General features: G+C 66.5%; 22 protein-coding genes. 17 read left to right on the top strand and 5 right to left on the bottom strand.

The window, feature by feature from the left end:
• Positions 1-21: 21 nt before the first annotated feature.
• The 8 genes from J4P02_RS24400 to J4P02_RS24365 all read left to right on the top strand — a co-directional run bounded on the left by J4P02_RS24400 (position 22) and on the right by J4P02_RS24365 (position 8,162).
• Positions 22-663 (top strand): DUF1345 domain-containing protein, encoded by a 642-nt coding sequence (locus tag J4P02_RS24400; protein WP_426195095.1) that lies wholly within the window; start codon positions 22-24, stop codon positions 661-663.
• A 174-nt stretch (positions 664-837) separates the two neighbouring features.
• On the top strand, positions 838-1,776 hold the full coding sequence (locus J4P02_RS24395) for a choline ABC transporter substrate-binding protein (RefSeq protein WP_426195093.1): 939 nt from the start codon (positions 838-840) through the stop codon (positions 1,774-1,776).
• 56 nt (positions 1,777-1,832) lie between these two features.
• A complete protein-coding gene (locus J4P02_RS24390; protein WP_426195091.1) occupies positions 1,833-2,765 on the top strand; it encodes an alpha/beta hydrolase in 933 nt (310 codons plus the stop codon).
• 166 nt (positions 2,766-2,931) lie between these two features.
• Entirely contained in the window at positions 2,932-3,972 is a 1,041-nt protein-coding gene (locus J4P02_RS24385) for a LacI family DNA-binding transcriptional regulator (RefSeq protein ID WP_426195089.1), read from the top strand.
• 86 nt (positions 3,973-4,058) lie between these two features.
• Complete coding sequence (locus tag J4P02_RS24380; RefSeq protein ID WP_426195087.1) at positions 4,059-4,841, top strand: sugar phosphate isomerase/epimerase family protein; 783 nt, start codon at positions 4,059-4,061, stop codon at positions 4,839-4,841.
• Positions 4,834-5,796, top strand: coding sequence for a sugar kinase (locus J4P02_RS24375; protein WP_426195085.1), 963 nt, complete (start codon positions 4,834-4,836; stop codon positions 5,794-5,796). Before J4P02_RS24380 ends, J4P02_RS24375 begins: the two co-directional genes overlap by 8 nt.
• A 65-nt stretch (positions 5,797-5,861) precedes the next feature.
• A complete protein-coding gene (locus J4P02_RS24370) occupies positions 5,862-7,157 on the top strand; it encodes an MFS transporter (protein ID WP_426195083.1) in 1,296 nt (431 codons plus the stop codon).
• An 18-nt stretch (positions 7,158-7,175) separates the two neighbouring features.
• A complete protein-coding gene (locus J4P02_RS24365) occupies positions 7,176-8,162 on the top strand; it encodes a 2-hydroxyacid dehydrogenase (RefSeq protein ID WP_426195081.1) in 987 nt (328 codons plus the stop codon).
• An 89-nt stretch (positions 8,163-8,251) separates the two neighbouring features.
• Here the strand turns inward: J4P02_RS24365 and J4P02_RS24360 are convergent, their stop codons facing one another.
• Positions 8,252-9,454: a pyridoxal phosphate-dependent aminotransferase gene (locus J4P02_RS24360; RefSeq protein WP_426195079.1), complete on the bottom strand. Its 1,203-nt coding sequence runs from the start codon at positions 9,452-9,454 to the stop codon at positions 8,252-8,254.
• 85 nt (positions 9,455-9,539) lie between these two features.
• Entirely contained in the window at positions 9,540-11,165 is a 1,626-nt protein-coding gene (locus tag J4P02_RS24355) for a methyl-accepting chemotaxis protein (protein WP_426195077.1), read from the bottom strand.
• Between the two features lie 370 nt (positions 11,166-11,535).
• On the opposite strand from J4P02_RS24355, the gene hpaB reads away from it, so the two are divergent.
• Both hpaB and hpaC read left to right on the top strand, forming a co-directional pair.
• On the top strand, positions 11,536-13,098 hold the full coding sequence (gene hpaB, locus J4P02_RS24350) for a 4-hydroxyphenylacetate 3-monooxygenase, oxygenase component (RefSeq protein ID WP_426195075.1): 1,563 nt from the start codon (positions 11,536-11,538) through the stop codon (positions 13,096-13,098).
• Positions 13,099-13,213: 115 nt separating this feature from the next.
• Complete coding sequence (gene hpaC / locus J4P02_RS24345) at positions 13,214-13,726, top strand: 4-hydroxyphenylacetate 3-monooxygenase, reductase component (RefSeq protein ID WP_426195073.1); 513 nt, start codon at positions 13,214-13,216, stop codon at positions 13,724-13,726.
• Positions 13,727-13,749: 23 nt separating this feature from the next.
• On the opposite strand, the gene J4P02_RS24340 is transcribed toward hpaC, so the two are convergent.
• Together J4P02_RS24340 and J4P02_RS24335 are read right to left on the bottom strand one after the other, a co-directional pair.
• On the bottom strand, positions 13,750-14,091 hold the full coding sequence (locus tag J4P02_RS24340; RefSeq protein ID WP_426195071.1) for a VOC family protein: 342 nt from the start codon (positions 14,089-14,091) through the stop codon (positions 13,750-13,752).
• Positions 14,092-14,178: 87 nt separating this feature from the next.
• On the bottom strand, positions 14,179-15,030 hold the full coding sequence (locus J4P02_RS24335) for a helix-turn-helix transcriptional regulator (RefSeq protein WP_426195069.1): 852 nt from the start codon (positions 15,028-15,030) through the stop codon (positions 14,179-14,181).
• A 215-nt stretch (positions 15,031-15,245) separates the two neighbouring features.
• Between J4P02_RS24335 and J4P02_RS24330 the strand changes: the two genes are divergently transcribed.
• From J4P02_RS24330 to J4P02_RS24320, 3 genes are all read left to right on the top strand, one after another.
• Positions 15,246-16,223 (top strand): helix-turn-helix transcriptional regulator, encoded by a 978-nt coding sequence (locus tag J4P02_RS24330; protein ID WP_426195066.1) that lies wholly within the window; start codon positions 15,246-15,248, stop codon positions 16,221-16,223.
• Positions 16,224-16,416: 193 nt separating this feature from the next.
• Complete coding sequence (locus J4P02_RS24325; RefSeq protein ID WP_426195064.1) at positions 16,417-17,580, top strand: MFS transporter; 1,164 nt, start codon at positions 16,417-16,419, stop codon at positions 17,578-17,580.
• A gap of 45 nt (positions 17,581-17,625) precedes the next feature.
• Positions 17,626-18,744 (top strand): class II histone deacetylase, encoded by a 1,119-nt coding sequence (locus tag J4P02_RS24320; protein ID WP_426195062.1) that lies wholly within the window; start codon positions 17,626-17,628, stop codon positions 18,742-18,744.
• Between the two features lie 688 nt (positions 18,745-19,432).
• On the opposite strand, the gene J4P02_RS24315 is transcribed toward J4P02_RS24320, so the two are convergent.
• Positions 19,433-20,395 carry a helix-turn-helix domain-containing protein gene (locus J4P02_RS24315; RefSeq protein WP_426195060.1) on the bottom strand — a complete coding sequence of 321 codons (963 nt, stop codon included), beginning with the start codon at positions 20,393-20,395 and terminating at the stop codon, positions 19,433-19,435.
• A gap of 294 nt (positions 20,396-20,689) precedes the next feature.
• Between J4P02_RS24315 and J4P02_RS24310 the strand changes: the two genes are divergently transcribed.
• The 4 genes from J4P02_RS24310 to J4P02_RS24295 are packed head-to-tail and all read left to right on the top strand — an operon-like array spanning position 20,690 to position 24,948.
• Positions 20,690-21,223: a 2,4'-dihydroxyacetophenone dioxygenase family protein gene (locus tag J4P02_RS24310; protein ID WP_426195058.1), complete on the top strand. Its 534-nt coding sequence runs from the start codon at positions 20,690-20,692 to the stop codon at positions 21,221-21,223.
• 35 nt (positions 21,224-21,258) lie between these two features.
• Complete coding sequence (locus tag J4P02_RS24305) at positions 21,259-22,533, top strand: MFS transporter (RefSeq protein ID WP_426195055.1); 1,275 nt, start codon at positions 21,259-21,261, stop codon at positions 22,531-22,533.
• Positions 22,530-23,594 (top strand): 2,3-butanediol dehydrogenase, encoded by a 1,065-nt coding sequence (locus J4P02_RS24300; RefSeq protein ID WP_426195053.1) that lies wholly within the window; start codon positions 22,530-22,532, stop codon positions 23,592-23,594. The genes J4P02_RS24305 and J4P02_RS24300 overlap by 4 nt, the downstream gene beginning before the upstream one ends.
• Positions 23,595-23,646: 52 nt before the next feature.
• Complete coding sequence (locus J4P02_RS24295) at positions 23,647-24,948, top strand: carbohydrate porin (protein ID WP_426195051.1); 1,302 nt, start codon at positions 23,647-23,649, stop codon at positions 24,946-24,948.
• Positions 24,949-24,965 lie beyond the last annotated feature (17 nt).

Genomic DNA, 24,965 nt, shown 5'->3' with positions numbered 1-24,965 from the left:
CCTGACCCTGCGCGAGCCCCCATGTCCGTCGTGTTCCGTACTCATCCCCGCTTGACCCTCGGTGTGCTGCTGGGCTGCGCCGTGGGCCTTCTGGTGCCCGCACAGAGCCTGATCAGCAAGGTGCTGATCGGCTGGAACGTCGCGGTCTGGAGCTACCTGGCGCTGATGTTCTGGCTGACCGTGCGCGCCCGCGCCGAGGAAGTGAAACGCATCGCCGAGGTCGAGGACGAGAACGCCGGGGTGGTGCTGCTGATCGTGTGTATCGCGGCCATGGCCAGCCTGGTGGCCATTACCTTCGAACTGGTGGGCAGCAAGGACCTGGGCAGCACCCAGCGCCTGCTGCACTACGGTTTCACCGGGCTGACGGTGATCGGCTCCTGGCTGCTGGTGGGGGTGATCTTCAGCGTGCATTACGCCCGCCTCTACTACACCTGGGATGGCCAGGAACAGGCCCTGCGCTTTGCCGAGAACCTGAGCACCCCGGACTACTGGGACTTCCTGTATTTCTCCTTCACCATCGGCGTGGCGGTGCAGACCTCGGATGTCGGCGTGGCCACCCGCGAGCTGCGCAGGATCGTCCTCGCCCAGTCGCTGATCGGTTTTCTGTTCAACACCGCGATCCTCGGTTTCTCGATCAATATCGCCGCCGGGCTGTTCAGCTGAAACGGCACAAGGCATCTGCACCCAAGCGCTGGGCCTGAAGCTGCGAGCGTCGCCTGAGGGCAAAAGGCGGTCGCCACAGGGCGTTTTACCCGGCGCCACCGCCACGTAAGGTGGCAGCCACGGCGCACCAAGACGCCGCTCTGAACAATAACCGCCTGCCGGAAGAGATCCCCGATGAAAGCATCGTTCAAGGGTTGTTTGCCGATTCTCTGCGCCGCTCTCCTGAGCGCTCCCACCTGGGCCGCCGAACCCGCCGCCTGCAAGAACGTGCGCATGGGCGTGGTCAACTGGACCGACGTGATCGCCACCAGCGCCATGGCCGAGGTGCTGCTCACGGGCCTGGGCTACGACAGCAAGCAGACCAGCGCGGTGCAGCAGATCATCTTTGCCGGTATCCGCGACAAGCGCCTGGATATCTTCCTCGGTTACTGGCAGCCGGCCATGGACCAGAACATCGCGCCCTTCGTTGCCGCCGGGCAGGTCCGGGTCATGGCCAAACCCAGCCTGAGGGATGCCCAGGCGACCCTGGCGGTGCCGGACTACGTGGCCCAGGCAGGTTTGAAAACCTTCGCCGATATCGCCCGCTTCAAGCAGCAGTTGGGGGGCAAGATCTACGGCATCGAGCCCGGCAGCGGCGCCAACACCACGATCAAGACCCTGATCGACACCGACCGTTTCGGCCTCAAGGATTTCAAGCTGATCGAATCCGGCGAGGCCGGGATGCTGGCGGCGGTACAACGGGCGATCAATCGCCAGGAGTTCGTGGTGTTCGTCGGCTGGACCCCGCACCCGATGAATATCAACCTGCGCCTCACCTACCTCACCGGCAGCGAGGATGTGTACGGGCCCAACGAGGGCGCGGCGACGGTGTCCACGGTCACCGCCCCGGACTATGCCCAGCGCTGCCCGAACGTCGATCGGCTGTTGCAGAACCTGAGCTTCAGCGCCGCCCAGGAAAGCCAGCTGATGGTGCCGATCATGCAGCGCAAGGCACCCCAGGAAGTGGCCCGGCAATGGCTGCGCGAACACCCCGAGGACCTGCAACGCTGGCTGGCGGGGGTCACCACCTTCGCCGGCGGCGACGGCCTGGCAGCGGTCAAGGCCGGGCTGTAAAGAACTGCTGATCAACACCTCGCCGACAAGCCGGCGACCCAGCTCCAGGCAGATCGATGAACCACTACCCCCTCTCGCCGCAAATGGCCGCCTTTGTCCGCCAGACCCTGAGCTACGCCGACAGCGACAGCAGCCTCAAGGGCCTGCGCGCGAGCTACGAGCGCATGTGCCGGCACTTCACCCCGGCCCATCCGCCCGGGCTGGCGGTGCAGGAGCTGCAACTGGCACGGGTGCCGCTGCGCCTGTATCACCCGGACCGCCCGGCCCCGGCGGCCGGCTGGCCCTGGCTGCTGTACCTGCACGGTGGTGGTTGGGTGCTGGGCGGCCTCGATTCCCACGATTTCATCTGCGCTCACCTGGCCAGCCAGTTGCAGGTGCTGGTGATTGCCGTGGACTACCGGCTGGCGCCGGAACAGCCGTTTCCGGCGGCCTTCGACGACTGCCTGGCAGTATGGCGCGCCCTGGTGCAAGGCCAGACCAGCCTGCCGCTGCACCCGCAGCGACGGCTGGTGATGGGTGACAGCGCCGGGGGCAATCTGGCGGCGGCCCTATGCCTGGCGCTGCGCGATGCCGGTGAACCGCTGCCCGCCGCCCAGGTGCTGGTCTACCCCGGGCTGGGGGGCGCCAGCGACCTGCCCTCGCGCAGCCAGTGCGCCGACGCGCCCCTGCTCAGCAGCAGCGACCTGGAGAGCTTCCAGACCCTGTACCTGCCCGAGCCCGAACAGCGTTCGGCCTATGCCCGGCCCTTACTGGCGGATGATTTGCGCGGCCTGCCGCCGGCGCTGATCGCCCTGGCGCAGTTCGATCCGCTGCGGGACGACGGCGCGCTCTATCACCAACGGCTGCTGGCCGCCGGGGGGCAGAGCCAGCTGTATCCGGGCCTGGGCCTGGTGCACGGCTGCCTGCGGGCCAGGGGCCTGGTGGCGGAAGTGGATGCGCTCTACAGCCTGCTGCTGGGCTATCTGGACGAGCACTTGCAAGGGGGCTGAAACCTGCCGATGCATCACCGTCGGTCAGCCGGCACCCTGCCCGAATGATATTTCCCCGGGTTGCACCCTTGACGACAGAAGGCCTTTTGCGGTTTCCTGAAACCGGTTTCAGCCTTCTGTCAAAAAGGACTGGAGCGCCATCATTCCAAGAATAAGGTCGTCCGCCGTGAATCAGTTTTCCGCCGCCCAGCGCAGCCGCGTCACCATCGAGGATGTGGCCCGCCGCGCCGGGGTCTCCAAGGCCAGCGTGTCGCGCTTTATCGGCGAAGACCGCGCCCTGCTCTCCGACGCCATCGCCCTGCGCATCGAACAAGCGATCAGCGCCCTGGACTACCGCCCGAACCAGATGGCCCGCGGCCTGAAGCGCGGGCGCACGCGGCTGATCGGCATGCTGGTGGCGGATATCCGCAACCCCTATTCGATTGCCGTGATGCATGGCGTGGAAACCGCCTGCCGCCAGCACGGCTACAGCCTGGTGGTGTGCAACACCGACCGCGACGACCAGCAGGAAGCCCGGCACCTGGACAACCTGCGGGCCTACAACATCGAAGGCTTGATCGTGAACACCCTGGGCCATCACCTGGAGCAGTTGCAGCAACTGCAGCAGGAAATGCCCATGGTCCTGGTGGACCGCAAGCTCGACGCCCTGCACGCCGACCTGGTGGGCCTGGACAACCCGGCCGCCGTACACAGCGCCATCGAGCACCTGGAGCAACAGGGCTACCGCGACCTGCTGCTGGTCAGCGAACCCCACGACGGCACCAGCTCGCGCCTGGAACGCAGCACCGCCTTTGCCGCCGAGATCGCCCGGCGCCCGGCCCTGCGTGGCCAGGCACTGGCCACCGGCGCGCAACTGCGCCAGCAACTGCAAGCCTTTCTCAGCGCCCCGGGGCCCGGCCCCAAGGCGCTGTTCTGCGCCAATGGCGTGGCCACCCTGGCAGCCACCGGCGCCCTGCGCGAACTGGAATGCCCACTGTTCGACGGCATCGGCCTGATCGCCCTCGACGACCTTGACTGGTTGCCCCTGGTGGGCAGCGGCATCACCGCCCTGGCCCAGCCCACGGCAGCCATCGGCGCCAGCGCCTTCGACTGCCTGCGCCAACGCCTGCAAGGCGACAACGGGCCCGTGCAGGTCAGGGACTTCGCCGCCCAACTGATCATTCGCGGTTCTACCCAAACAGCAGCAACGGCAGCGGCAAGGGGCTAGCTGCAAGAGGCAAGCCGGGTGCTTGTCGCTTGCCGCTTGGAACTTGCCGCTGCTTGTAAATGAAACCGGTTTCAGAGGTCCGATATATGCGTAGATCCCCCGTTTCCATCAGTCTGTCCAGCTATGGCGCAGAGCCAGTACGCCAGCATGGCCAGGGGCATTTCATTGCCCTGGTGGCAGCCGCCGGTGCGGCCTGCATCGAATGGCGCGAGGAGCTGTTGACTGGCGAGGAACCCGCCACCCTGGCCCGCAGCGCCGAGCAGCATGGCTTGCACAGCGTGTTTTCCTCACCACTGGAACTGTGGCAGGCCGATAGTCACCAGCCCAACCCGGCACTGGCCGCCACCCTGCAGCGGGCCCAGGCCTTCGGCGCCCGCCAGCTCAAGGTGTCCCTCGGGCATTTCAACGCGCAGCACGACTTGCGCAGCCTGGCCAACCTGCTCTCTGGCCAGCCGCTGCAACTGCTGGTGGAGAACGACCAGACCGCCCATGGCGGATGCATAGAGCCCTTCCAGCGCTTTTTCAGTGCCGTGGAGCCACTCAACCTGCCGCTGCGCATGACCTTCGATATCGGCAACTGGCAGTGGCAGCGGCAGTCTGCATTGCAGGCCGCGCGCCTGCTGGGCCGGCATGTGGCCTATGTGCACTGCAAGGCGGTACGCCTGCGGGCCGACGGCAAGCTCGTGGCGCTGCCGCCCGGCGCCGAGGACCTGCAACAGTGGGAACAACTGCTGCGGCACATGACCCAAGGCCTTACCCGGGCCGTGGAATATCCATTGCAGGGCGACGATCTGCTATCGGTGACCCGCGAGCAGGTGGAACGGCTGGCACACCTGGGCCAAGCGCGACTGGAGAATGCCGATGTCTGAGATCGATATCCTTTCCTTCGGTGAAACCATGGCCATGTTCGTGGCCGAGCACAGCGGCGACCTGGCCGAGGTCGGGCACTTTCACAAACGCATCGCCGGCGCCGACAGCAATGTCGCCATCGGCCTGTCGCGCCTGGGTTTCAAGGTGGCCTGGCTGAGCCGAGTGGGCGACGACTCCCTGGGGCGTTTCGTGCGCCAGGCCCTGGAAGCCGAGGGCCTGGACTGCCGCTTCGTCCGTTGCGACCCGCTGCACCCCACCGGCTTCCAGCTCAAGTCACGGGAAGACCACGGCGACGATCCCCGGGTCGAATACTTCCGCCGTGGCTCGGCCGCCAGCCACCTGAGCCTGGACGACCTGCACCCGACGCTGCTGCAGGCCCGCCACTTGCACGCCACCGGCATTCCACCGGCGCTGTCGGCCTCGGCGCGGGAGCTGTCCGCCCACCTGATGCAGCACCAGCGCGCGGCCGGGCGCAGTGTGTCCTTCGACCCCAACCTGCGCCCCGGCCTGTGGGCCAGCGAAACCCTGATGATCCGCGAGATCAACCGCCTGGCGGCCCTGGCCCACTGGGTGCTGCCGGGATTGGGCGAAGGTCGCCTGCTCACCGGCCGCGACGACCCGGCGGATATTGCCGCTTTCTACCTGGACCAGGGCGCTGAAGCCGTGGTGATCAAGCTCGGTGCCCATGGCGCCTACTACCGCACCCAACTGGATGCCGGCTTTGTCGACAGCGTGCCGGTGGCCCAGGTAGTGGACACCGTGGGCGCCGGCGACGCCTTTGCCGTGGGCCTGATCAGCGCCCTGCTGGAAAGCCGCAGCATGCTCGAAGCGGTACAGCGGGCCAACTGGGTCGGCAGCCTGGCGGTGCAGAGCCGCGGCGATATGGAAGGCCTGCCCACACGCCAGCAGTTGCCGGACCCGACGGCGCCTCGGCAAGCCGCCTGTAGCGTCTAGGCGCAGTAAGCAAAACCCCAAGCACCACCTGTTGCGACAAAAACAACAAGCTCAGGAGATCCGCCATGCAAGCCCTCAAACTCGCCAGCCGCCGCTGGTGGTACATCATGCCGATTGTCTTTATCACCTACAGCCTGGCCTACCTGGACCGCGCCAACTACGGCTTCGCCGCAGCCTCGGGCATGGCCGCCGACCTGAGAATCACCCCGGCCCTGTCGTCCCTGCTGGGTGCGCTGTTCTTCCTCGGCTACTTCTTCTTCCAGGTGCCGGGGGCGATCTACGCGCAAAAGCGCAGCGTGAAGAAGCTGATCTTCGTCAGCCTGATCCTCTGGGGCGGCCTGGCCACCCTTACCGGCATAGTGGCCAACGCCTACATGCTGATCGCCATCCGCTTTCTGCTGGGGGTGGTGGAAGCGGCGGTGATGCCGGCGATGCTGGTGTACCTGTGCCACTGGTTCACCCGCGCCGAACGCTCCCGGGCCAACACCTTCCTGATCCTCGGTAACCCGGTGACCATGCTCTGGATGTCGGTGGTCTCGGGCTACCTGGTGGAGCATTTCAGCTGGCGCTGGATGTTTATCATCGAGGGCTTGCCGGCGGTGCTTTGGGCCTTTATCTGGTGGCGCCTGGCCGATGACCGGCCAAGCCAGGCGCAGTGGCTCAGCCCCCAGGAGAAACAAGACCTGGAAAGCGCCCTGGCCGCCGAACAGCAAGGCCTCAAGGCCGTGAAGAACTACGCCGAAGCCTTCCGCTCGCCGCGGGTGATCATCCTCGCCCTGCAGTTCTTCTGCTGGAGCATCGGCGTCTACGGCTTCGTGCTGTGGCTGCCGTCGATCCTCAAGCAGGGCGCGCAGATGGACATGGTGGAAGCCGGCTGGCTCTCGGCCCTGCCCTACCTGGCGGCGGTGATCGCCATGCTGCTGGTGTCCTGGGGCTCGGACCGCACGCAGAAGCGCAAGCGCTTCGTCTGGCCGCCGCTGCTGCTGGCCGCCATCGCCTTCTACGCCTCCTACCTGCTGGGGGCCGAGCACTTCTGGTGGTCCTACAGCCTGCTGGTGATCGCCGGGGCCTGCATGTATGCGCCTTACGGGCCGTTCTTCGCGATCGTCCCGGAAATTCTCCCGGCCAATGTCGCCGGCGGCGCCATGGCCCTGATCAACAGCATGGGCGCCCTGGGCTCCTTCGGTGGTTCCTACCTGGTGGGCTACCTGAACAGCTCCACCGGCTCCCCGGGGGCGTCCTATCTATTGATGAGCGGTGCCCTGCTGCTCTCGGTGCTGCTGACCCTGCTGCTCAAACCCGGTGCCAGCGCGCCCCAGGCCAGGGCCCTGCCCCTGCGCCGGCGCCTGGCTCACTCCTGAATGGCCACGGAGCCGCTGATGAAAAAACATGTGCTGCTGTACAAGAAACTCTCCCCCGTGCTGATGGATCGCCTGCAACAGCAGGCCGAGGTGACCCTGATCGATGAGCTCAACGCCGAAGGCCTGCAGGCCCTGCGCCAGGCCCTGCCCAGAGCCCAGGGCCTGCTGGGCGCCAGCCTGCGCCTGGACGCCGAGCTGCTGGACCTGGCGCCGCAGTTGCAGGCGGTGGCCAGTGTCTCGGTGGGGGTGGACAACTACGACATCGACTACCTGACCCGGCGCGGCATCCTCCTCAGCAATACCCCGGATGTGCTCACCGAAACCACCGCCGACACCGGCTTCGCGCTGATCCTGGCCACCGCGCGGCGGGTGGTGGAGCTGGCCAATATGGTTCGCGCCGGGCAATGGCAGCGCACCATAGGTCCGCTGCATTTCGGTAGCGACGTGCACGGCAAGACCCTGGGCATCATCGGCATGGGACGCATTGGCGAGGCCCTGGCCCAGCGCGGCCACTGCGGTTTCGGCATGCCGGTGCTCTACCACAGCACCCGCCCCAAGCCGGCGGTGGAGCAACGTTTCAATGCCCGCTACTGCAGCCTCGAGCAGTTGCTGCAAGAGGCCGACTTCGTCTGCCTGACCCTGCCGCTGACCGACCAGACCCAGGGCCTGATCGGCCGGCGCGAGCTGGCGCTGATGCGCCCCGAGAGCATCTTCATCAATATTTCCCGGGGCAAGGTGGTGGATGAAGCGGCCCTGATCGAGGCCTTGCAGGAACGGCGGATTCGCGGCGCCGGGCTGGATGTGTTCGAACGCGAGCCGCTGGCCCCCGACTCCCGGCTGCTGCAACTGCCCCAGGTGGTGGCCACCCCGCATATGGGCTCGGCCACCCATGAAACCCGCGAAGCCATGGCCCGTTGCGCGGTGGACAACCTGCTGGCGGCGCTGGCCGGAAAGCGCCCGCCGAACCTGGTGAATGCCCAAGCCTGGACCGGCCAGCCGGGCTAATCCCGGCGTCAGCCATTGCGCTGCATGGCTCACGGGCCCCTTCGCCGGCAAGCGGAACGCCGCCCGGCCGGCTCCTACGATAAAGGGTGCTACCTGCCGGTGCGGTGTGTGGGGCCTTGCTCCAGCAGCTCGGCGGTGCAGCGGGCAATGCGCCGGCAGGCGTCTGCCAGGCGTGGGCGGTCCAGCACCAGGCCAATGCGGATATAACCCGCCACGCTGGGGCCGAAGGCCTCCCCGGCGAGCACCGACACTCCGTGCCGCTCCAACAGGCAGTCGGCGAAGGACTGGGCGTCCAGCCCGGTGGCGCGCACATCAACCATGACGAACATCCCGCCGTCCGGGCAGATCGGCGTCAGCCCCGGGCATTCGCCGAGCATGGCGCACACCAGGTCGCGACGGAGCCGGTATTCCTGGTGCATCTGTGCCAGCTCCGGCAGATCACCCTCCAGGGCCACCACCGCGGCGTTCTGCACAAAGTCCGGCAGGCCATAGAGCATGCACAGGGCCAGGTTGCTCAGGTGCCCGGCGAGCACCGTGGGGGCAATCACCCAGCCGACCCGCCAGCCGCTCATGGCATGGGACTTGGACAGGCTGTTGATGGTGGCGGTGCGCTCGCCCATGCGCGGCAGGCTGGCCGGGCTCAGGTGCTGGCCCTGGTACAGCAGGTCGCTGTAGACCTCATCGGAAATCAGCCACAGGTCATGGGCCAGGCACAGCCGGGCCAGGGCCTGCCAGTCGTCCAGGCTGAGGCTGGCGCCGGAGGGGTTGTTCGGGCTGTTGAGCAGCATGGCCCGAGTGCGCGGGGTGATGCGGGCCGCCATTTCCCCGGGCTCGACGCGAAAGCCCTGCTCGGCACGCACCGGTACCGCCACCACCTTGGCCCCGCAGGCGCCGAATACCGCTTCATAGGTGACGTACATGGGCTCGGGCACCAGCACCTCGTCCCCCGGGTTGAGCAGGCACTGGACCACGGAAAACACCGCGCACTGCGCCCCCGGCAGCACCACCACATGCTCGGCATCGACAACCTGCCCGGTGCGGCGCTGGTGACGGCGGGCGATGCTGCTGCGCAGCGCCAGGTTGCCGCGCACTTCCGAATAGTGGGTGTCGCCCGCCAGCAGGCTGTCGATGGCCGCCTGGACCACCGGCATCGGGGTGTCGAAATCCGGGTCGCCGATGGTCAGCAGCAGCACGTCGCGACCTTGCTCGCGCAGGGTCAGGGCCCGGTAGTGGATGTTCCAGGCGGCGGAACCTTCGCCGGCAATCCTTTGGGTCAAGGCTGAATAGCGCATCACGTTCTCCGTGCAAGATGCTTCAGCCAAAACCCTAGGTGCTGCCGGGGTAGTCGTCGAGCGCCCCGGCCCACCGTTCGTGCAGTTAGATCACGAAACGCGCCACCATGGCGTTCAGGTCCACCGCCAGGCGCGACAGCTCGTGGCTGGCAGCGCTGGTCTGGTTGGCCCCGGCCGCCGACTGCACGGCCAGGTCACGGATATTCACCAGGTTGCGGTCGACTTCCCGGGAAACCTGGGCCTGTTCTTCCGAAGCGCTGGCGATCACCAGGTTGCGTTCGTTGATCTGATTGATCGATTCGGCGATCTGCTCCAGCGCCACCCCGGCGGCGCGGGCCAGTTCCAGGGTGCTCTGGGTGCGCTGGTTGCTCTGCTGCATCGACTCCACGGCTTCGCCGGTGCCGTTCTGGATACCGGCGACCATCTTCTCGATTTCCTGGGTCGACTGCGCGGTGCGATGGGCCAGGGCCCGCACTTCGTCGGCCACCACGGCAAAACCACGCCCGGCCTCGCCAGCCCGGGCCGCCTCGATGGCGGCGTTGAGCGCCAGCAGGTTGGTCTGTTCGGCGATGGCACGGATCACGTCCAGCACCTGGCCGATGTCCCGGCCCTGGGTGGCCAGGCCTTCGATCATCACCGAGGTGTTTTGCACGTCGTGGGCCATGGTCTGGATCGAGTCGACGGTCTGCACCACCCGGTCGCGGCCTTCACGGGCGGCCTGGGTCGATTGCTTGGAGGCTTCGGAGGTGGACACCGCGTTGCGCGCCACCTCTTCCACCGCCGCGGTCATTTCATTGACCGCAGTGGCCGCCTGCTCGATCTCGGTGTTCTGCTGCTGCACGCCGCGGGAGGCTTCTTCGGTAACCGCGTTGAGTTCCTCGGCCGCCGAGGCCAGCTGGGTCGCCGAACCGGCAATCTGCTCGATGGTGCGGCGCAGGCTGGCCTGCATCTCGGCCAGGGCCCGCAGCAGGCGTGCCGGTTCGTCCTTGCCGTCGATCTCGATGGCCTGGCGCAGGTTGCCACCGGCTATCACTTCGGCGACGTTCAGCGCCTTGTTCAGTGGATTGACGATGCTGCGGGTCAGCAGCAGGGCCAGGACAATGGTCAGCAGCGCGGCCAGCAGCGCCACGATGACGATGCCGGTAATGGCGCTGTTGTAGTGCTCGCCGGCAGCTGCAGAGGCGGCCTTGGCATCGGCGGCGTTGATCGCGATCAGCTTGTTGAGCTGCTCGCCCATCTGGTCGGTGCCGTCCTTGATCCGCGTGTTGATCAGGCTGCGCAGCTCATCGAGCTTGTCCTGGCGCGACAGTTCGAGCATCTCCTTCTGCGCCTGCAGGTAGTTGTCCAGGGTCGTGGCGAAGCTCTTGTACAGCGCCGCCTCCTCGCCACCCGCCGGCAGCGCGGCATAACCGGCCTGGGCGGTCTTGACCTTGTCCACCAGCACGCCGATGCGCGTCTGCGCCTCGGCCAGGCCGGCCGGGTCGCGGTTCACCAGCACACGAAAGGACAGGATGCGCAGGCGCAGGACGTTTTCGGTGAGGTTGCCCAGGTAACCCACGCTGGGCAGCTGGTTGCTTTCCATGTCGACGGAGGCATCGCGGATGATCGCCATGCGATTGACCGCAAACACCCCCAGCACCATGACCAGCAAGGCAATAAAGGCAAAACCGAGGAAAGCACGCGGAGCGATATTCAGGTTGCGCAAAGACATAGGGCGACTCTCGGGGGCGAGCGGGCGGCAAGCATCCATGCCAGTGATCCGTCAGGCGCGTCAGGGGCTGTGCCGACGTCGGCCCGGGGTACTTGATACCCCCACGGCCTGTAACAGATATCGGCCGAAATCCGCCTTCCATAGGGTGGCCGTGCAAAAAAACCGATCAAAAAGGCCAGTGTTTCAGTACCGATACAGCACAACGTGAACTGAATCGATAAAGCACCGCGAGGGATTTTCCCTGGCGCGGTTGCCAGGGCGGCGGCGAGCACCATGGAAAGTGCAAGTCATTCGCCGGAAAAGCCATTTTTTCCCCGCCCTGCCCTGCCCATCATGGGCCCGGTCAATAAAAACAATGTCGAGACTGGATATGAAACCCGAAGACTTTCGTGCCGCAAGCAATCGCCCGCTGACCGGAGCCGAGTACCTGGCCAGCCTGCGCGATGACCGCGAGATCTACATCTATGGCGACCGGGTGAAAGACGTCACCAGCCACCCGGCCTTTCGCAACTCGGCCGCCTCCATCGCCCGCCTCTACGACGCCCTGCACGACCCGGCCACCAAGGAACAGCTGTGCTGGGACACCGACACCGGCAACGGCGGCTACACCCACAAGTTCTTCCGCTCGGCGAGAAGCCCCGACGAACTGCGCCAACAGCGCGACGCCATTGCCGACTGGTCGCGCCTGACCTACGGCTGGATGGGCCGCAGCCCCGACTACAAGGCGGCCTTCGGCAGCGTTCTGGGGGCCAATGCGCAGTTCTACGGGCGCTTCGAGGGCAACGCCCGCACCTGGTACCAGCGCATCCAGGAAGCCTGCCTCTACCTCAACCACGCCATCGTCAACCCGCCCATCGACCGCGACAAACCGGTGGACCAGGTCAAGGACGTATTCATCTCGGTGGATGAGGAAGTGGAAGGCGGGATCATCGTCAGCGGCGCCAAGGTGGTGGCCACCAACTCGGCCCTGACCCACTACAACTTCGTCGGCCAGGGCTCGGCGCAGTTACTGGGGGACAACACCGACTTCGCCCTGATGTTCATCGCGCCGATGAACACCCGGGGCATGAAGCTGATCTGCCGGCCGTCCTATGAGCTGCAGGCCGGCATGACCGGCTCGCCCTTCGACTACCCGCTGTCCAGCCGCTTCGACGAGAACGATGCGATCCTGATCATGGACAAGGTGTTCATCCCCTGGGAGAACGTGCTGATCTACCGCGACTTCGAGCGCTGCCGCCAGTGGTTCCCTCAGGGCGGTTTCGGCCGGCTGTTCCCGATGCAGGGCTGCACCCGGCTGGCGGTCAAGCTGGACTTCATCAGCGGGCTGCTGGTCAAGGCCCTGCAATGCACCGGCTCCCTGGAGTTTCGTGGGGTCCAGGCCCAGGTGGGCGAAGTGCTGGCCTGGCGCAACCTGTTCTGGTCGCTGACCGACGCCATGCACGGCAAGGCCAGCGAATGGCGCAACGGTGTGTTCCTGCCCAGCAGCGAGGCCTTGCAGGCCTACCGGGTGCTGGCGCCCCAGGCCTACACCGAGATCAAGAAGATCATCGAGCAGGTGGTGGCCAGCGGCCTGATCTACCTGCCGTCCGGCTCGCGGGATCTCAAGGACCCGCAGCTCAACCAGTACCTGAGCACCTACTGCCGGGGGTCGGCGGGCATGGGCCACGAGGAACGGATCAAGATCCTCAAGCTGCTGTGGGACGCCATCGGCACCGAGTTCGGCGGGCGTCACGAGCTGTACGAGATCAACTACGCCGGCAGCCAGGACGAGATTCGCATGCAGTGCCTGCGCCACGCCCAGGGCGGCGGCTCGCTGCAGGCCATGACCGAGCTGGTGGACCGCTGCCTGGCCGACTACGACCTCGAGGGCTGGACCGTGCCGCACCTCTGCAACCCCGACGACATCAATATGCTCGACCGTATCCGCCAGTGATGCCGGTGCCCACAAAAAACACGCTGCCCCGCCACCGTCGTAGGAGCTGGCTTGCCAGCGAAGAGGCCCGCAAGCCCTGCATCGCCGACCAGCTCCTGCCAACAAGGATTCGATCATGTCCGAACTCGCCCCCGAACAACTCGCCTTTCGCAACGCCATGGCCCATATGAGCGCCGCGGTCAGCGTCATCACCAGCAACGGCCCGGCTGGACGTTGCGGCATCACCGCCACCGCGGTCTGCTCGATCACCGACAGCCCGCCCACGCTGATGGTCTGCGTCAACCGCAGCAGCGCCCTGAACCCGGTGTTCAAGGGCAATGGCCGGTTGTGCATCAACGTCCTGGGCGGCCAGCACGAAGAACTGGCCCGGCATTTTGCCGGCATGACCGACCTGGCCATGGACCAGCGCTTCGCCCTGCATCCCTGGCGCGACGGAATACACGCCCTGCCGGTGCTGGAGGATGCCCTGGCCAGCCTTCAGGGGCGGATTCGCGAAGTGCAGGAGATCGGCACCCATTCGCTGATGCTGGTGGAGCTGGAGGAAATCAGCGTGCAGGAGCAAGGCGATTCGCTGGTGTACTTCAAGCGCAGTTTCCATCGCCTGCAACGCCCCTGCCGCGCCGCCTGAGTGCGCCGCTGGCCTGCCAGGGCTCAGGAGTCCGGCTGGTGCAGGCCGAAGCACACGCCCTGAGGATCGTGGCACAGGCAGAAGCTTCCGAAGCCGGGCTCGTGGGGGCTGATCTCGCCGGCTTGCCCCCCCAGAGCCCGGACCCGGGCCACGCTTTCGGCCATGTCGCTGACCCCGAAATACAGCACCATGCGCGACTGCGGATCGTCGCCATGCACCCCGACCCGGACCGAGGGCGTCTGCAACCAGGCATCGGCCGTTGCACCGAGCCGTTGCGGCGACCAGTCGAACAGGTGCTGGAAGAAGACCAGCGACTGCGGGCCATCGGCAACGCCGATTTCCACATGAGAAAGATGACCTGGCATAGAAGACCCTCCATGTTCATAAAAGACAGAGGCGTCACTGTCTGCCTGGAAGGCTTGGCCCGTCTTGAATAAAACTGACCGGTTCGCTCAATTTTCCTGCCCTTTGAGCAAAGAGCCCGGCTTGCCAGGAATATCGGCCCATCCGCCCCGGGCATAGGCCCCCGGGGAGCAGCCGGCAAACGCCTGGAACTCCCGGGTGAAGTGGCTCTGGTCGCTGTAGCCGCACAGTGCCGCAGCCTGCACCAGTTCCAGCGCCGGTGCCGACTCCAGCAACTGCTGGGCACGGGCAAAACGGATATGCCGGGCGCAGGCCTTGGGCCCTTGCCCCAGATGGGCCTTGAAGCGACTGGCAAAATGCCGTCCGCTGCAGCCGGCCTGCTGGCTCAGCTGGTGGATCGGGGCACAGCCACCGCTGCGCTGCAACGCCTCCCAGGCCCGACGCAGCATCTCGGGCACGTCCCGGCGCGAGTGCTGCAGGCGTTCGGCGAGAAAGCCTTCGACCCTTTGCAGTCGGCGGGTCCAGCAGGGGCTTTCCTCCAGCGCCTCGACCAGCAGGGAAACCTCGGCGCCCCACAGCTCCCGCAGATCCAGCCAAGGGCTGGCCAGCACCTGTCCATCGCCCTGGAACAGCCGGTACGCGGCCCAGGGTGGCAGCTCCACCTCGATGCATGCATGAGCACCACGCTGCTCGACAAGCATCGGCGCCGCCGGACGGCTCACCAGAAATGCCTGGCAACGCTCCTCGCGCCCATTGGCGGCAAGGCCATAGGGGGACGCCAGGCCGATCACCAGCTTGACCAGTGGCTGGGCCACCTCCAGCCGCTGTACGGTGCCCGGCAGGGTCTCGCTGAAACCATACAAGCGGCAGCCCCAGGGCCGCAGCCTGCTGGCGTCGAACCCCGTCACGCAGTGGGATACGGAGAAAGGCGGCATGGGCATCGAACGCGCTCCCAATGGAACTCGCGGTTTCAAGTGCTTGAGCATAAGCGATCAGCACCATCGGGCCATGGGCCATCTCCTGCATCTGTAGGATGGCGCACGTTCTGCGGGCCATCGATACTCGACCCAGGCCCTGCCCACGCCCCCCAGGCATACCGGCCCGCAACCCCTTCCGTGACGAAAACAACAACAAGGTCACCCAGAGGTACAGCGCCATGAACCGACCTGAGCATGACCCGGCCAGCCTGTTGCAGGCCTTCAGTGAACTGACCCTGGACCTGCAGCAACTGGCGCAGAACAAGGACATCGAGAACCTCCATCACCACGCCCTGGCGCGCATCGCCCGGCTGCTGCCTTTTGACAGCGCCTGGTGGGGCCGCTCGGCGCTGATCGATGGCGTGCCCGACGAACACAGCTGCTACCTGTACCGCCTGCCACCGAGCTACCTGGCGGACTGGCAATCGATCCGCCACAGCGATGTCACCGTGAGCCGGGTGCACGAGGTTCCGGGGCGCGCAGTGATTGTCGATATGGGCGACCCGGACAACGGCCCCGGGCTCAACTGGCTGGGGCGCCTGTACCGCATCGGCGAACTGCTGTGCGTGGTGCACATCGACCCTAAGACCCAACTGAGCAACCACCTGGCCCTGTACCGCGCCCCGGGCGCCACGGCGTTCAACCACGGCGACTGCCAGTTGCTGGGCAACCTGATGCTGCACCTGGTGGCGGCGGTATCGGCCAATCAGATCCGCACCCTGGTGGCCATGCGCGAAAAACTCAGCCGCCCGCGCAACCTGGCCCTGGCGGTGTGCGACCAGCGCGGCGTGCTGCAAAGCGCCGAGCGCGGCTTCGTCGACCTGCTGCTGCATGAATGGCCGCAGTGGAGTGGCCCGCAACTGCCGATGCCCCTGGACAGCAGCGGCTTCGAGGGCAAGCGCCTGCAGATCGACTGCTCGGCAGTGGGCGACCTGTACCTGCTGGCCGCCCGCAGCCGCAGCCTGCTGCCCAAGCTCAGCCCGCGGGAAAACGCCGTGGCCCAGTGCTTCGGCGACGGCAAGACCTACAAGGAAGTGGCCCGCGACCTGGGCATTTCACCCAACACCGTGCGCCATCACATCCGCGCCATCTACAGCAAGCTCGGGGTCAAGGACAAGGCCCGCATCGCCCAGCTGCTGCACGCCCCGCCCGACTGATCCCGCCCATTGGCGCCCGTTGCCTTGCGCCGTCGCGTTTGACGGCCACAGGCCGCCTTTGGCCTTTTTCCGCCCAGCGCCGCGTGCCGAATGAGCACGCCAACCCGAGATGCAACGCCCATGAGCAACGCCCCCAGCTGCAGCAGCTGCGCGGCCTTGCGCCTGCTCTGACCCTTGCCTCAGGAGCCTTGCCATGAACACCCGCCACCTCGCCTTGAGCGACACCCCGCAGTTGGCCCAGCAACCCCTGGGGTTGCTGGCGGCCATCGTGCTGTTCGCCGCCATCACCCCCGCCGTGCTGTTGATGGCCCCGGCCATCGCCGAGCAACTGGCCAGCCAGTGGCAACTGAGCCCAGCGCAGATTGGCGACCTGTTTTCCGCCGAGCTGGGGGCCATGAGCCTGGCCACGCTGCCGGCGATCTGGTGGCTCAAGCACCTCGACTGGCGCCGCGCCGCCTTGAGCAGCGCCCTGCTGTTTATCACCGCCAACCTGCTGTCGATGCTCGCCGACACTTATCCGCTGCTGTTATTGGCGCGTTTCTGCAGCGCCCTGGCCGGCGGCTCGCTGATTATCATCTGCCTGGCCAGCGCCGCCGCCAGCCCCACCCCGAGCCGTGCCTATGGCTTCTGGGTGATGGGCCAGCTGGTGCTCGGGGGCATCGGCCTGAGCCTGCTGCCGATGCTCTTCGCCCGGTTCGGCCTGGGGGCCTGCTACCTGATCCTGGCCTTGCTGATGCTGTTGTGCCTGCCCCTGGTACGGCGCTTTCCCTCGGGCGCGGCGCAGGGCAGCAACCAGGCCGGCAAGGCGCCACCGATCGCCTGGACCAAGGCCGGCCTGGGCATCCTCGGCATCCTGACGTTCTACATCAGCCTCAGCGGGGTCTGGACCTTTATCGGCTCGATCGGCAGCCAGGCCGGGCTTTCGCCCCAGAGCAACGGCGAGATCCTGGCCGTCGCCACCCTGATGGGCATCGTCGGTGCGCTGTGCGCCACCCTGTTCGGCGACCGCCTGCCGCGCCCGCTGCTGTTGCTGCTGGGCTATGGCCTGATGGCGACCTCGGTACTGCTGCTTCTGGGCCAGCCGCAGCTGGCGCGCTTCGCCCTAGCGGCGCTGGTGTTCAAGTTCACCTGGACCTTCATCCTGCCGCTGATACTCGCGCGCATGGCCGAAATGGACCGCAGCGGCCGGCTGATGAACGCCTCCAACCTGGTGATCAGCGCCGGCCTGGCGATTGGCCCGGGCATCGCCGGGCGCCTGATCGAAAGCAGCGGCGGCTTCCAGGGCCTGCTGCTCGGCGCCAGCGCCATCACCCTGCTGTCGCTGCTGCTGGTGCTCGCCTGTCGGCACACGCACTGAACGCCCCGGCCAGCCTGCCCCTTCCCTTGAAAGATGGAGATCGCCATGACCTGCAAAACCGCGTTTTTCTTCGATGAACTTTGCCTCTGGCACAGCGCCGGGCCCCATGTGCTGACCCTGCCGGTGGGCGGTTGGGTACAGCCGCCGGCCGCGGCCGGGCATGCCGAGTCGCCGGAAACCAAGCGCCGGCTGAAAAGCCTGATGGACGTCTCCGGCCTGACCCGGCAATTGCAGCTGCGGAGCGCCGCGCCGGCCAGCCAGGAGGACCTGCTGCGGGTGCACAGTGCCCACTATCTGCAACGTTTCAAGGCCCTGAGCGATGCCGGTGGCGGCGAACTGGGGGACGAGGCGCCCGTGGGCCCCGGCAGCTATGCAATCGCCTGTGTGTCTGCCGGGCTGGCGATCGCCGCGGTGGACGCGGTGCTCAGTGGCGAAGCCGACAACGCCTATGCCCTGTCGCGGCCGCCAGGACACCACTGCCAGGCCGAGCAGGCCATGGGTTTCTGCTTCCTGGCCAATATCGCCATCGCCATCGAGGCGGCCAAGGCCCGCCACGGCCTGGGCAAGGTGGCGGTGGTGGATTGGGACGTGCACCACGGCAACGGCACCCAGTCGATCTTCGAGGAACGGGCCGATGTGCTGACCCTGTCGCTGCACCAGGACGGCTGCTTTCCCCCGGGCTATGGCGGCGAACACGAACGCGGGCGCGGCGCCGGCCTGGGCTGCAACATCAATATCCCGCTGCTGCCCGGCGGCGGCCATGACGCCTACCTGCACGCCATGCAGCGTATCGTGCTGCCGGCCCTGGAACGCTTCGAACCGCAGCTGATCATCGTCGCCTGTGGCTATGACGCCAACGCCGTGGACCCGCTGGCACGCATGCTGCTGCACAGCGACTCGTTCCGCGAAATGACCCAGTGCCTGCGCGACGCCGCCGAGCGCCTGTGCGGCGGGCGCCTGGTGCTGGTGCATGAAGGCGGCTACTCGGAGGCCTATGTGCCGTTCTGCGGCCTGGCCACCCTGGAGGCGCTGTCGGGCATCCGCACCGCCGTAGAGGACCCGATGCTGGAGTTCGTGCGCCTGCAACAACCCCGAGCCGAGTTCGCGGCCCTGCAGCGGCAACTCTTGGACCAGCAGGCCGAGGCCATCGCCGCCCTGCGCTGAACACCCCGCACCAGCGTGGCTGATGCCCGGCATCAGCCACCGCCTCCTGCCCTCGCCACAGCCGCCGCAGCAACCCCGCGCTGACGTGCACCGCAACCCTGATCCCTGCACCCTTCCCACCGGCCTTGCGCTGCTCGGCAGCCGACGCTTGAACAACACCGCCCGGGACATTGGCCACGGCCACGGCTCAGGGTTTTCTATCCTCTGATCAGCTGCATGACCCTCAGGCCCGCATTCCCTTAACCCCCCATAAAAACCTGCGTGCTGCTGCAACGCCCCTGGCCACACCGGCCCCGGGGTGTCGCGCGACGCGGCCTGCGCGTCTGCTTGCCCGTGAACCTGGCGCTGTGCTGTCTGGCAGCCGGGAACTTGCGTATCCGCTGAGACAAAGGAGATGTCCATGCACCGCAAAACCGAGCACTACCTCGATGAAATCTGTTTCTGGCAGTGCGCCCGAACGCGCTTGTTGCAACGCACCGCACAACTGCGCCGGCAGGAGTGGCAGCCGCCTTTGCCCCCTGCGGCGGATACCTCGCGGCAAGCGCTGGACGAACTGTTGCGAAAATGCGGCCTGGAGCAATTCTGCCCCAGCTCTTCGCCACCCCGAAGCCGCATCCCCGGCCCCTGGCACTGGACGCCGCCAGGCCCGAGGGATGGCTGGAAATAGGCACAAGCCGCGGTCCTCAGGCTACTGAGGGCCTCGCGCCTCGCTGGGGGTGAGCTGGAAACGCGCCTTGAACGCCCGGGCGAAATGCGCCTGGCTGGCAAAGCCATGACGGTAGGCCACTTCACTGATATCCAGGCCCGCACCCTGGCCGCTGCCCAGCAGCTGGCGGGCCTGTTGCAGCCGTTGTTCGAGGATAAAACGGCTGGGCAGGGTGTCTTCCAGGGCGAACAGCCGGGCCAGGTGCCGGGTGGAAATGCCGGTCTGGGCCGCCACCCGCTCGCAGCTCAGCCCCGGGTCGGCCAACTGCTCTTGGATGCACTGCTTGGCCGCCAGCAGGTAGGCCGCGCTCAGGGCATTGATCGGCCGCTCGCCGGCCTGCCCGGCAATGATGCTGGCCAGCAGTTGGAAGGCCTGTTCCTGGTAACCCTCGGCCTCGCCCCGCAGCGGCTGCTGGAAAAACGCCCGGGTGCGCTCTCCCAGGGTGCGCAGCAGCAGGCGCTGGCCACCGTTGTGCAGGCTGACCTTGAGCGGCCGGTCGAAACGCTTGAGGCAACGTTCGGCGAACTGCTCCTGGGGGATATCGAAGATGAACTGGCCCATGGCCCCGGCGAAACCGAACAGATAAGGCTTGTCGGTGCGGTAGACCACCAGTTCACCGGGTTCCAGCACCTGGCAGGCGCCGTCCTGATAGAAGAACGAGCCGCTGCCGCTGACCAGCGAGACAAAGATCGACTCCTTGGGCACGCCGCGGATCATCGAGCTGTCGCGCTCCACCACATGTTCGTTGCCGACGATCCGCGCCAGGCGCATGGCTTGCAGTTGCAGGTTGTCCTGGCGGGCGGCAAAGCCGCTTTCGGCGTAGGAGTTGCACTTGAGCCCCACCAGGGTGCTGGCGTTGTAGTCCTCCCAGAAGCTCAGGCGTTGATCCAGGGCGACCGCCTGGGTGCTGGCGTGCCGGGTTTCGAGCAAGGCGCATGGAGACATTGTTGTTCTTCTCATGGCGGCGGGATCTTCCCCGGACGGCAAGGCTGTGTCCGGGCACCAGGGGCCGCATTTTCTGCGGGCTGCGGCCGTTCATTAACATCTGAACTATATAGCCTGTCAACTGCCGACGCAGGGAGGCAGTGGCGCCTTGCAGCCTTCATCGGGTGCTGTTTTGCGGTCAGGCAATTCCTGTCCGAAAGCGGCAAACAACAGGTCCGATCCGCGCAAACCCCAAGCCCTGCCCGGGCCTAAAGTCGGCACTGCCCTTCCCCATGACAACCACCGAGGCCGACCATGCCCGAAGCCGCCACCCGTGAATTCTGGAAAGACCTGCAGCCCATCGCCCACTGCTTCAAGCCCGATGCCAAGCCCGAGGTCTACCTGCCCGACGCCGCCAGCGACGACCTGCGCCTGTATGTGCCCTTCACCGAGACCGTGGCCTCGCGGCCGCTGTGGATTTCCCCCAGCGAGAACCGCTGGTGCGACATCCTCATGGCCCGCAGCGCCGGGCTGGTGAACCGCCATTACCACCCCCACGAAGTCTTCGCCTACACCCTGTCCGGCAAGTGGGGCTACCTGGAGCATGAATGGACCGCCAGCGCCGGCGACTTCGTCTACGAAACCCCGGGCGAAGGCCACACCCTGGTGGCCTATGAGCATGAACAGCCGATGCGGGTGTTCTTCATCGTCAAGGGCCCGCTGATCTGGCTCGACGACCAGGGTGAGCCCAACGGCTATTTCGACGTGCATTCCTATCTCGCGCTGTGCCGCGAGCACTACGAGAAGATCGGCCTGGGCGCCGCCCATATCGACAGCTTGCTGCGCTGATGGCGGTCGCTGAACCCCTCCCCCGGAGAACCTTCATGGCTAATAAAAACAATAAGGCCCGCTACGAAAACCGCTTGCTGGCGGTGCTGTTCCTGACCTTCGGTTTCGTCTTTTTCGATCGCCTGGCGCTGTCCTTCCTGTTTCCCTTCATGGCCGACGAGCTGCAACTGAGCAATAGCCACCTGGGCCTGCTGTCCTCGGTGTTGGCCCTGACCTGGGCGGTTTCCGGGGCCCTGGTGGGCGCCTGGTCGGACCGCAGCGGCAGGCGCAAGCCACTGCTGATCATCGCGGTGCTGCTGTTTTCCCTGTGCTCGGCGCTGTCCGGGCTGGTGGGCGGCTTTCTCAGCCTGCTGCTGTTTCGCGCCATCATGGGCCTGGCCGAAGGGCCGATCCTGCCGCTGTCGCAATCCTTGATGGTGGAAGCCTCCTCGCCCCATCGCCGGGGCCTGAACATGGGCCTGCTGCAGGGCTCGGCCGCGGGCCTGCTGGGGGCGGTGATCGGCCCGCCGGTGCTGATCGGCCTGGCCGAGGCCTTTGGCTGGCGCCATGCCTTTGTGATTTCGCTGCTGCCCGGCTTGCTGATCGCCCTGCTGATCTGGCGCTACGTGCAGCCGGACCGGCCCCGGAGCGAACCCCAGGCCGCCACTGCGCGAGCATCGGGCGGGCAGCGCCTGGCCCTGCTGAAAAGCCGCAATATCCTGCTCTGCACCCTGATCAGCTGCGTGTTCCTGACCTGGTTCATCATCCTGATTGCCTTCACCCCGACCTTCCTGGTCAAGGTGCGCGCCTACAGCCCGGCCGGCATGGGCACGGTGATGAGCTGCCTGGGCGCCGCCTGGGTGCTGTGGGGCTTCGGCGTGCCGGCGATTTCCGACCGCATCGGTCGACGCCCGACCCTGGTGCTGTTCTCGCTGATCGCCGCCTGCTGCCCCCTGGCCCTGCTCTACGCGCCCTCGCCCTGGCTGCTGGGGGTGCTGATGCTGCTGACCTACACCGGCCTGGGCTGCTTCACCCTGTTCATGGCCACCATCCCGGCGGAAACCGTGCCCCGGGAAGTCATGGCCACCGCCCTGGGCCTGATCATGGGCATCGGCGAGTTGGTGGGCGGTTTCGTCGCTCCCACCGTCGCCGGTTTCGCCGCCGACCGCTTCGGCCTGTCGATCGTCATGTGGATGTCCTGTGGCGGTGCCTTGCTGGCCGCTGTGCTGGCGCTGTTCCTCAAGGAAACCGCGCCGGCGGTGCTGGCCCGTCGACAACCCCGGCACGACCCTCTCGCTCCTGCCACCTCCCTTCGAGGAAACCAGCCATGAACGCACTGCGTTGGCACGCCGCCCGCGACCTGCGCTTGAGCCAGGTGCAACCGCGCCAGCCCGGCGCCGGGGAAGTCCTGCTGCAAGTCGCCTACTGCGGCATCTGCGGCAGCGACCTGCATGAGTACGTCGATGGGCCTCACTCCATTCCCCAGGAGGTCGTCCATCCATTGTCCGGCTGTCGGGCACCGCTGACCCTGGGTCACGAATTCTGCGGCCAGGTAATTGCCCTGGGGCCGGGGGTCGATCCGCACCTGCTGGGGCAGCGGGTGGCGGTGGAACCGGAATACCGTTGCGGCGAATGCAGCTACTGCCGCATGGGCCAGTACAACCTCTGCCAGTTCATGGGTTTTATCGGCCTGATGGGCGACGGCGGCTTCGCCGAACAGGCACGGGTGCCCAGCTACATGCTGCACCGCCTGCCGGACAACGTCAGTTTCAAGCAGGCCGCGGTGCTGGAGCCTGCGGCGGTGGCCTTCCATGCCTTGAACCAGAGCAGCCTGATGGCCGGCGACAGTTGCGCGGCGTTCGGCCTGGGGCCCATCGGCCTGTTGCTGATCCTCCTGGCACGCTTGCGCGGAGTGGAACGCATCTACGCCGTGGACCTGGACCCGCAGCGCAGGCGCCTAGCCCTGGAGTTCGGCGCCTCGGCGGCCCTGGATGGCCGCGACCCGGACCTGCGGCAACGGCTGCGGCAACTCAGCGACGGCGGCCTCGACAGCGCCTTCGAAGCCGCCGGCAGTCAGCAGACCCTGAGCCACGCCCTGCACTGCCTGCGCAAGGGTGGCGAAGCGGTACTGGTGGGCTTGATGGGCGAAGTGAGCCTGGATGCCTTCCACCTGGTGAACAACGAACTGCGCCTGCTCAGCAGCGTCGGCTACCGGCATGTCTACCCCGACCTGATCGAGCTGCTCGCCCGCGGACGCCTGGACCTGTCCCGGGTGGTGACTCGCTGCCTGGCCCTGGAGCAGGCGGTCGAACAGGGTTTTGAAGCCCTGCTGCAGGACAAGAGCCAGATCAAGGTGCTGGTCAACCCGACACCGGCCCTGGCCGAGGCCTGATTCGCCGGTGTTCGACACTCAAGACAAAAACAACAAGAAACGAGTACCCGACATGAACCCTTCCTATGCGCTGTGCCCGCTGCTGGCAGCCTTGCTGCTGCCCCTTGATTGCCTCGCCGAGGCCCCGACCGAGACCCGCTCCGGCCCACTGTCCGGCCTGGGCGACTACCTGGCCGACCAGGGCATCAGCCCCCATGTGCAGTTCCTCAGCCTGGCGATGAAAAACCTCGACACCGGCCCCCGGCCCCACAGCTTCGGCAACAGCGGCGATCTGTTCGTCGGTGCCGATTTCAACCTGCAGACCCTGGCCGGCCTCGACGGCGCGGCCGTGCATTTTGAACAGACCCTGTTCATTCTCGACCACCAGACCGGCGTGCCCACCTCGCGCAATTGGCAAGGCGCCGCCGGCAGCTACTTTGCCGGCGCGCCGATCCACAACGACCTCACCAGCAACCAGCTGAGCCTGCTGACCTACCAGCAGACCTGGCTCGACGGCCAACTGGACCTGAGCCTGGGGCGCACCAACGCGCGACGCTACTTCTACATCTACAACTGCGAAAGCACGGTGACCTGCAACGACCCGATCATCGATTCCTCCACCGGGGTCCTGCCGCCGCCCTACGGCAGCTGGGGCGGCTACCTGAAGTACCAGATGACGCCCGAGTGGTATGTGCATGGCGGCGCCTTCGAATCCAACCCGGTGGACTACCTGAAGAAGCGCAAGGGCCTGGACTTCAGCACCGACGACGCCAGCGGCACCAGCCTGCTGCTGGGTGTCGGCAGCCAGAACCGCGATGCCTACAGCTCGCACTACGAGCTCAACGGCTACTACAACACTTCCAAGCAGGTCGACCCGCTGACCGGGGCCATGGACTTCGGCACAGGCGGCGCCTTTTTCAAGTTCCAGCAGTCGCTGTGGCGCGCCGACGCCGGCCAGGGCACCGCGCCCCAGGCCCTGCTGCTGTTCGGCTCGCTGTCGGCGGCGGCCGATGACAAGCAGCCTTTCAGCCAGTTCGCCGAGGCAGGCCTGACCTACCTCGCGCCCTTCGACCGGCCCCGGGACAAGCTCAACCTCAAGGCCAGCTACCTGCGCCTGAACGACCACCAGTTGCGCTTCCAGCAGCAGGTGCGGATCGCCAACGGCGGCGACTCGCGCCTGGGCCAGCGCGATGTGTATGCCCTGGAGGCCAACGCGCATATCGCCCTGACCCACGAACTGGCCCTGGAGCCCAGCGTCCAGTACCTGATCAACCCGGATAATTTCTACAACCCCGAAGCCCGCGAGCTGAGCGGTAACGGCTTTGTCGTCGGCCTGCAAGTGACCCTCGACGTCGGCTCGCTGCTGGGGCTCTGAGATGGATTTCTTTGACT

The organism is Pseudomonas sp. NFXW11 (genome assembly GCF_049887815.1).
In the GTDB taxonomy this organism is placed as follows: Bacteria; Pseudomonadota; Gammaproteobacteria; order Pseudomonadales; family Pseudomonadaceae; genus Aquipseudomonas.
Note: the sequence above shows the minus strand (reverse complement) of the source record. Positions and strands in the feature narration are given on the sequence as shown.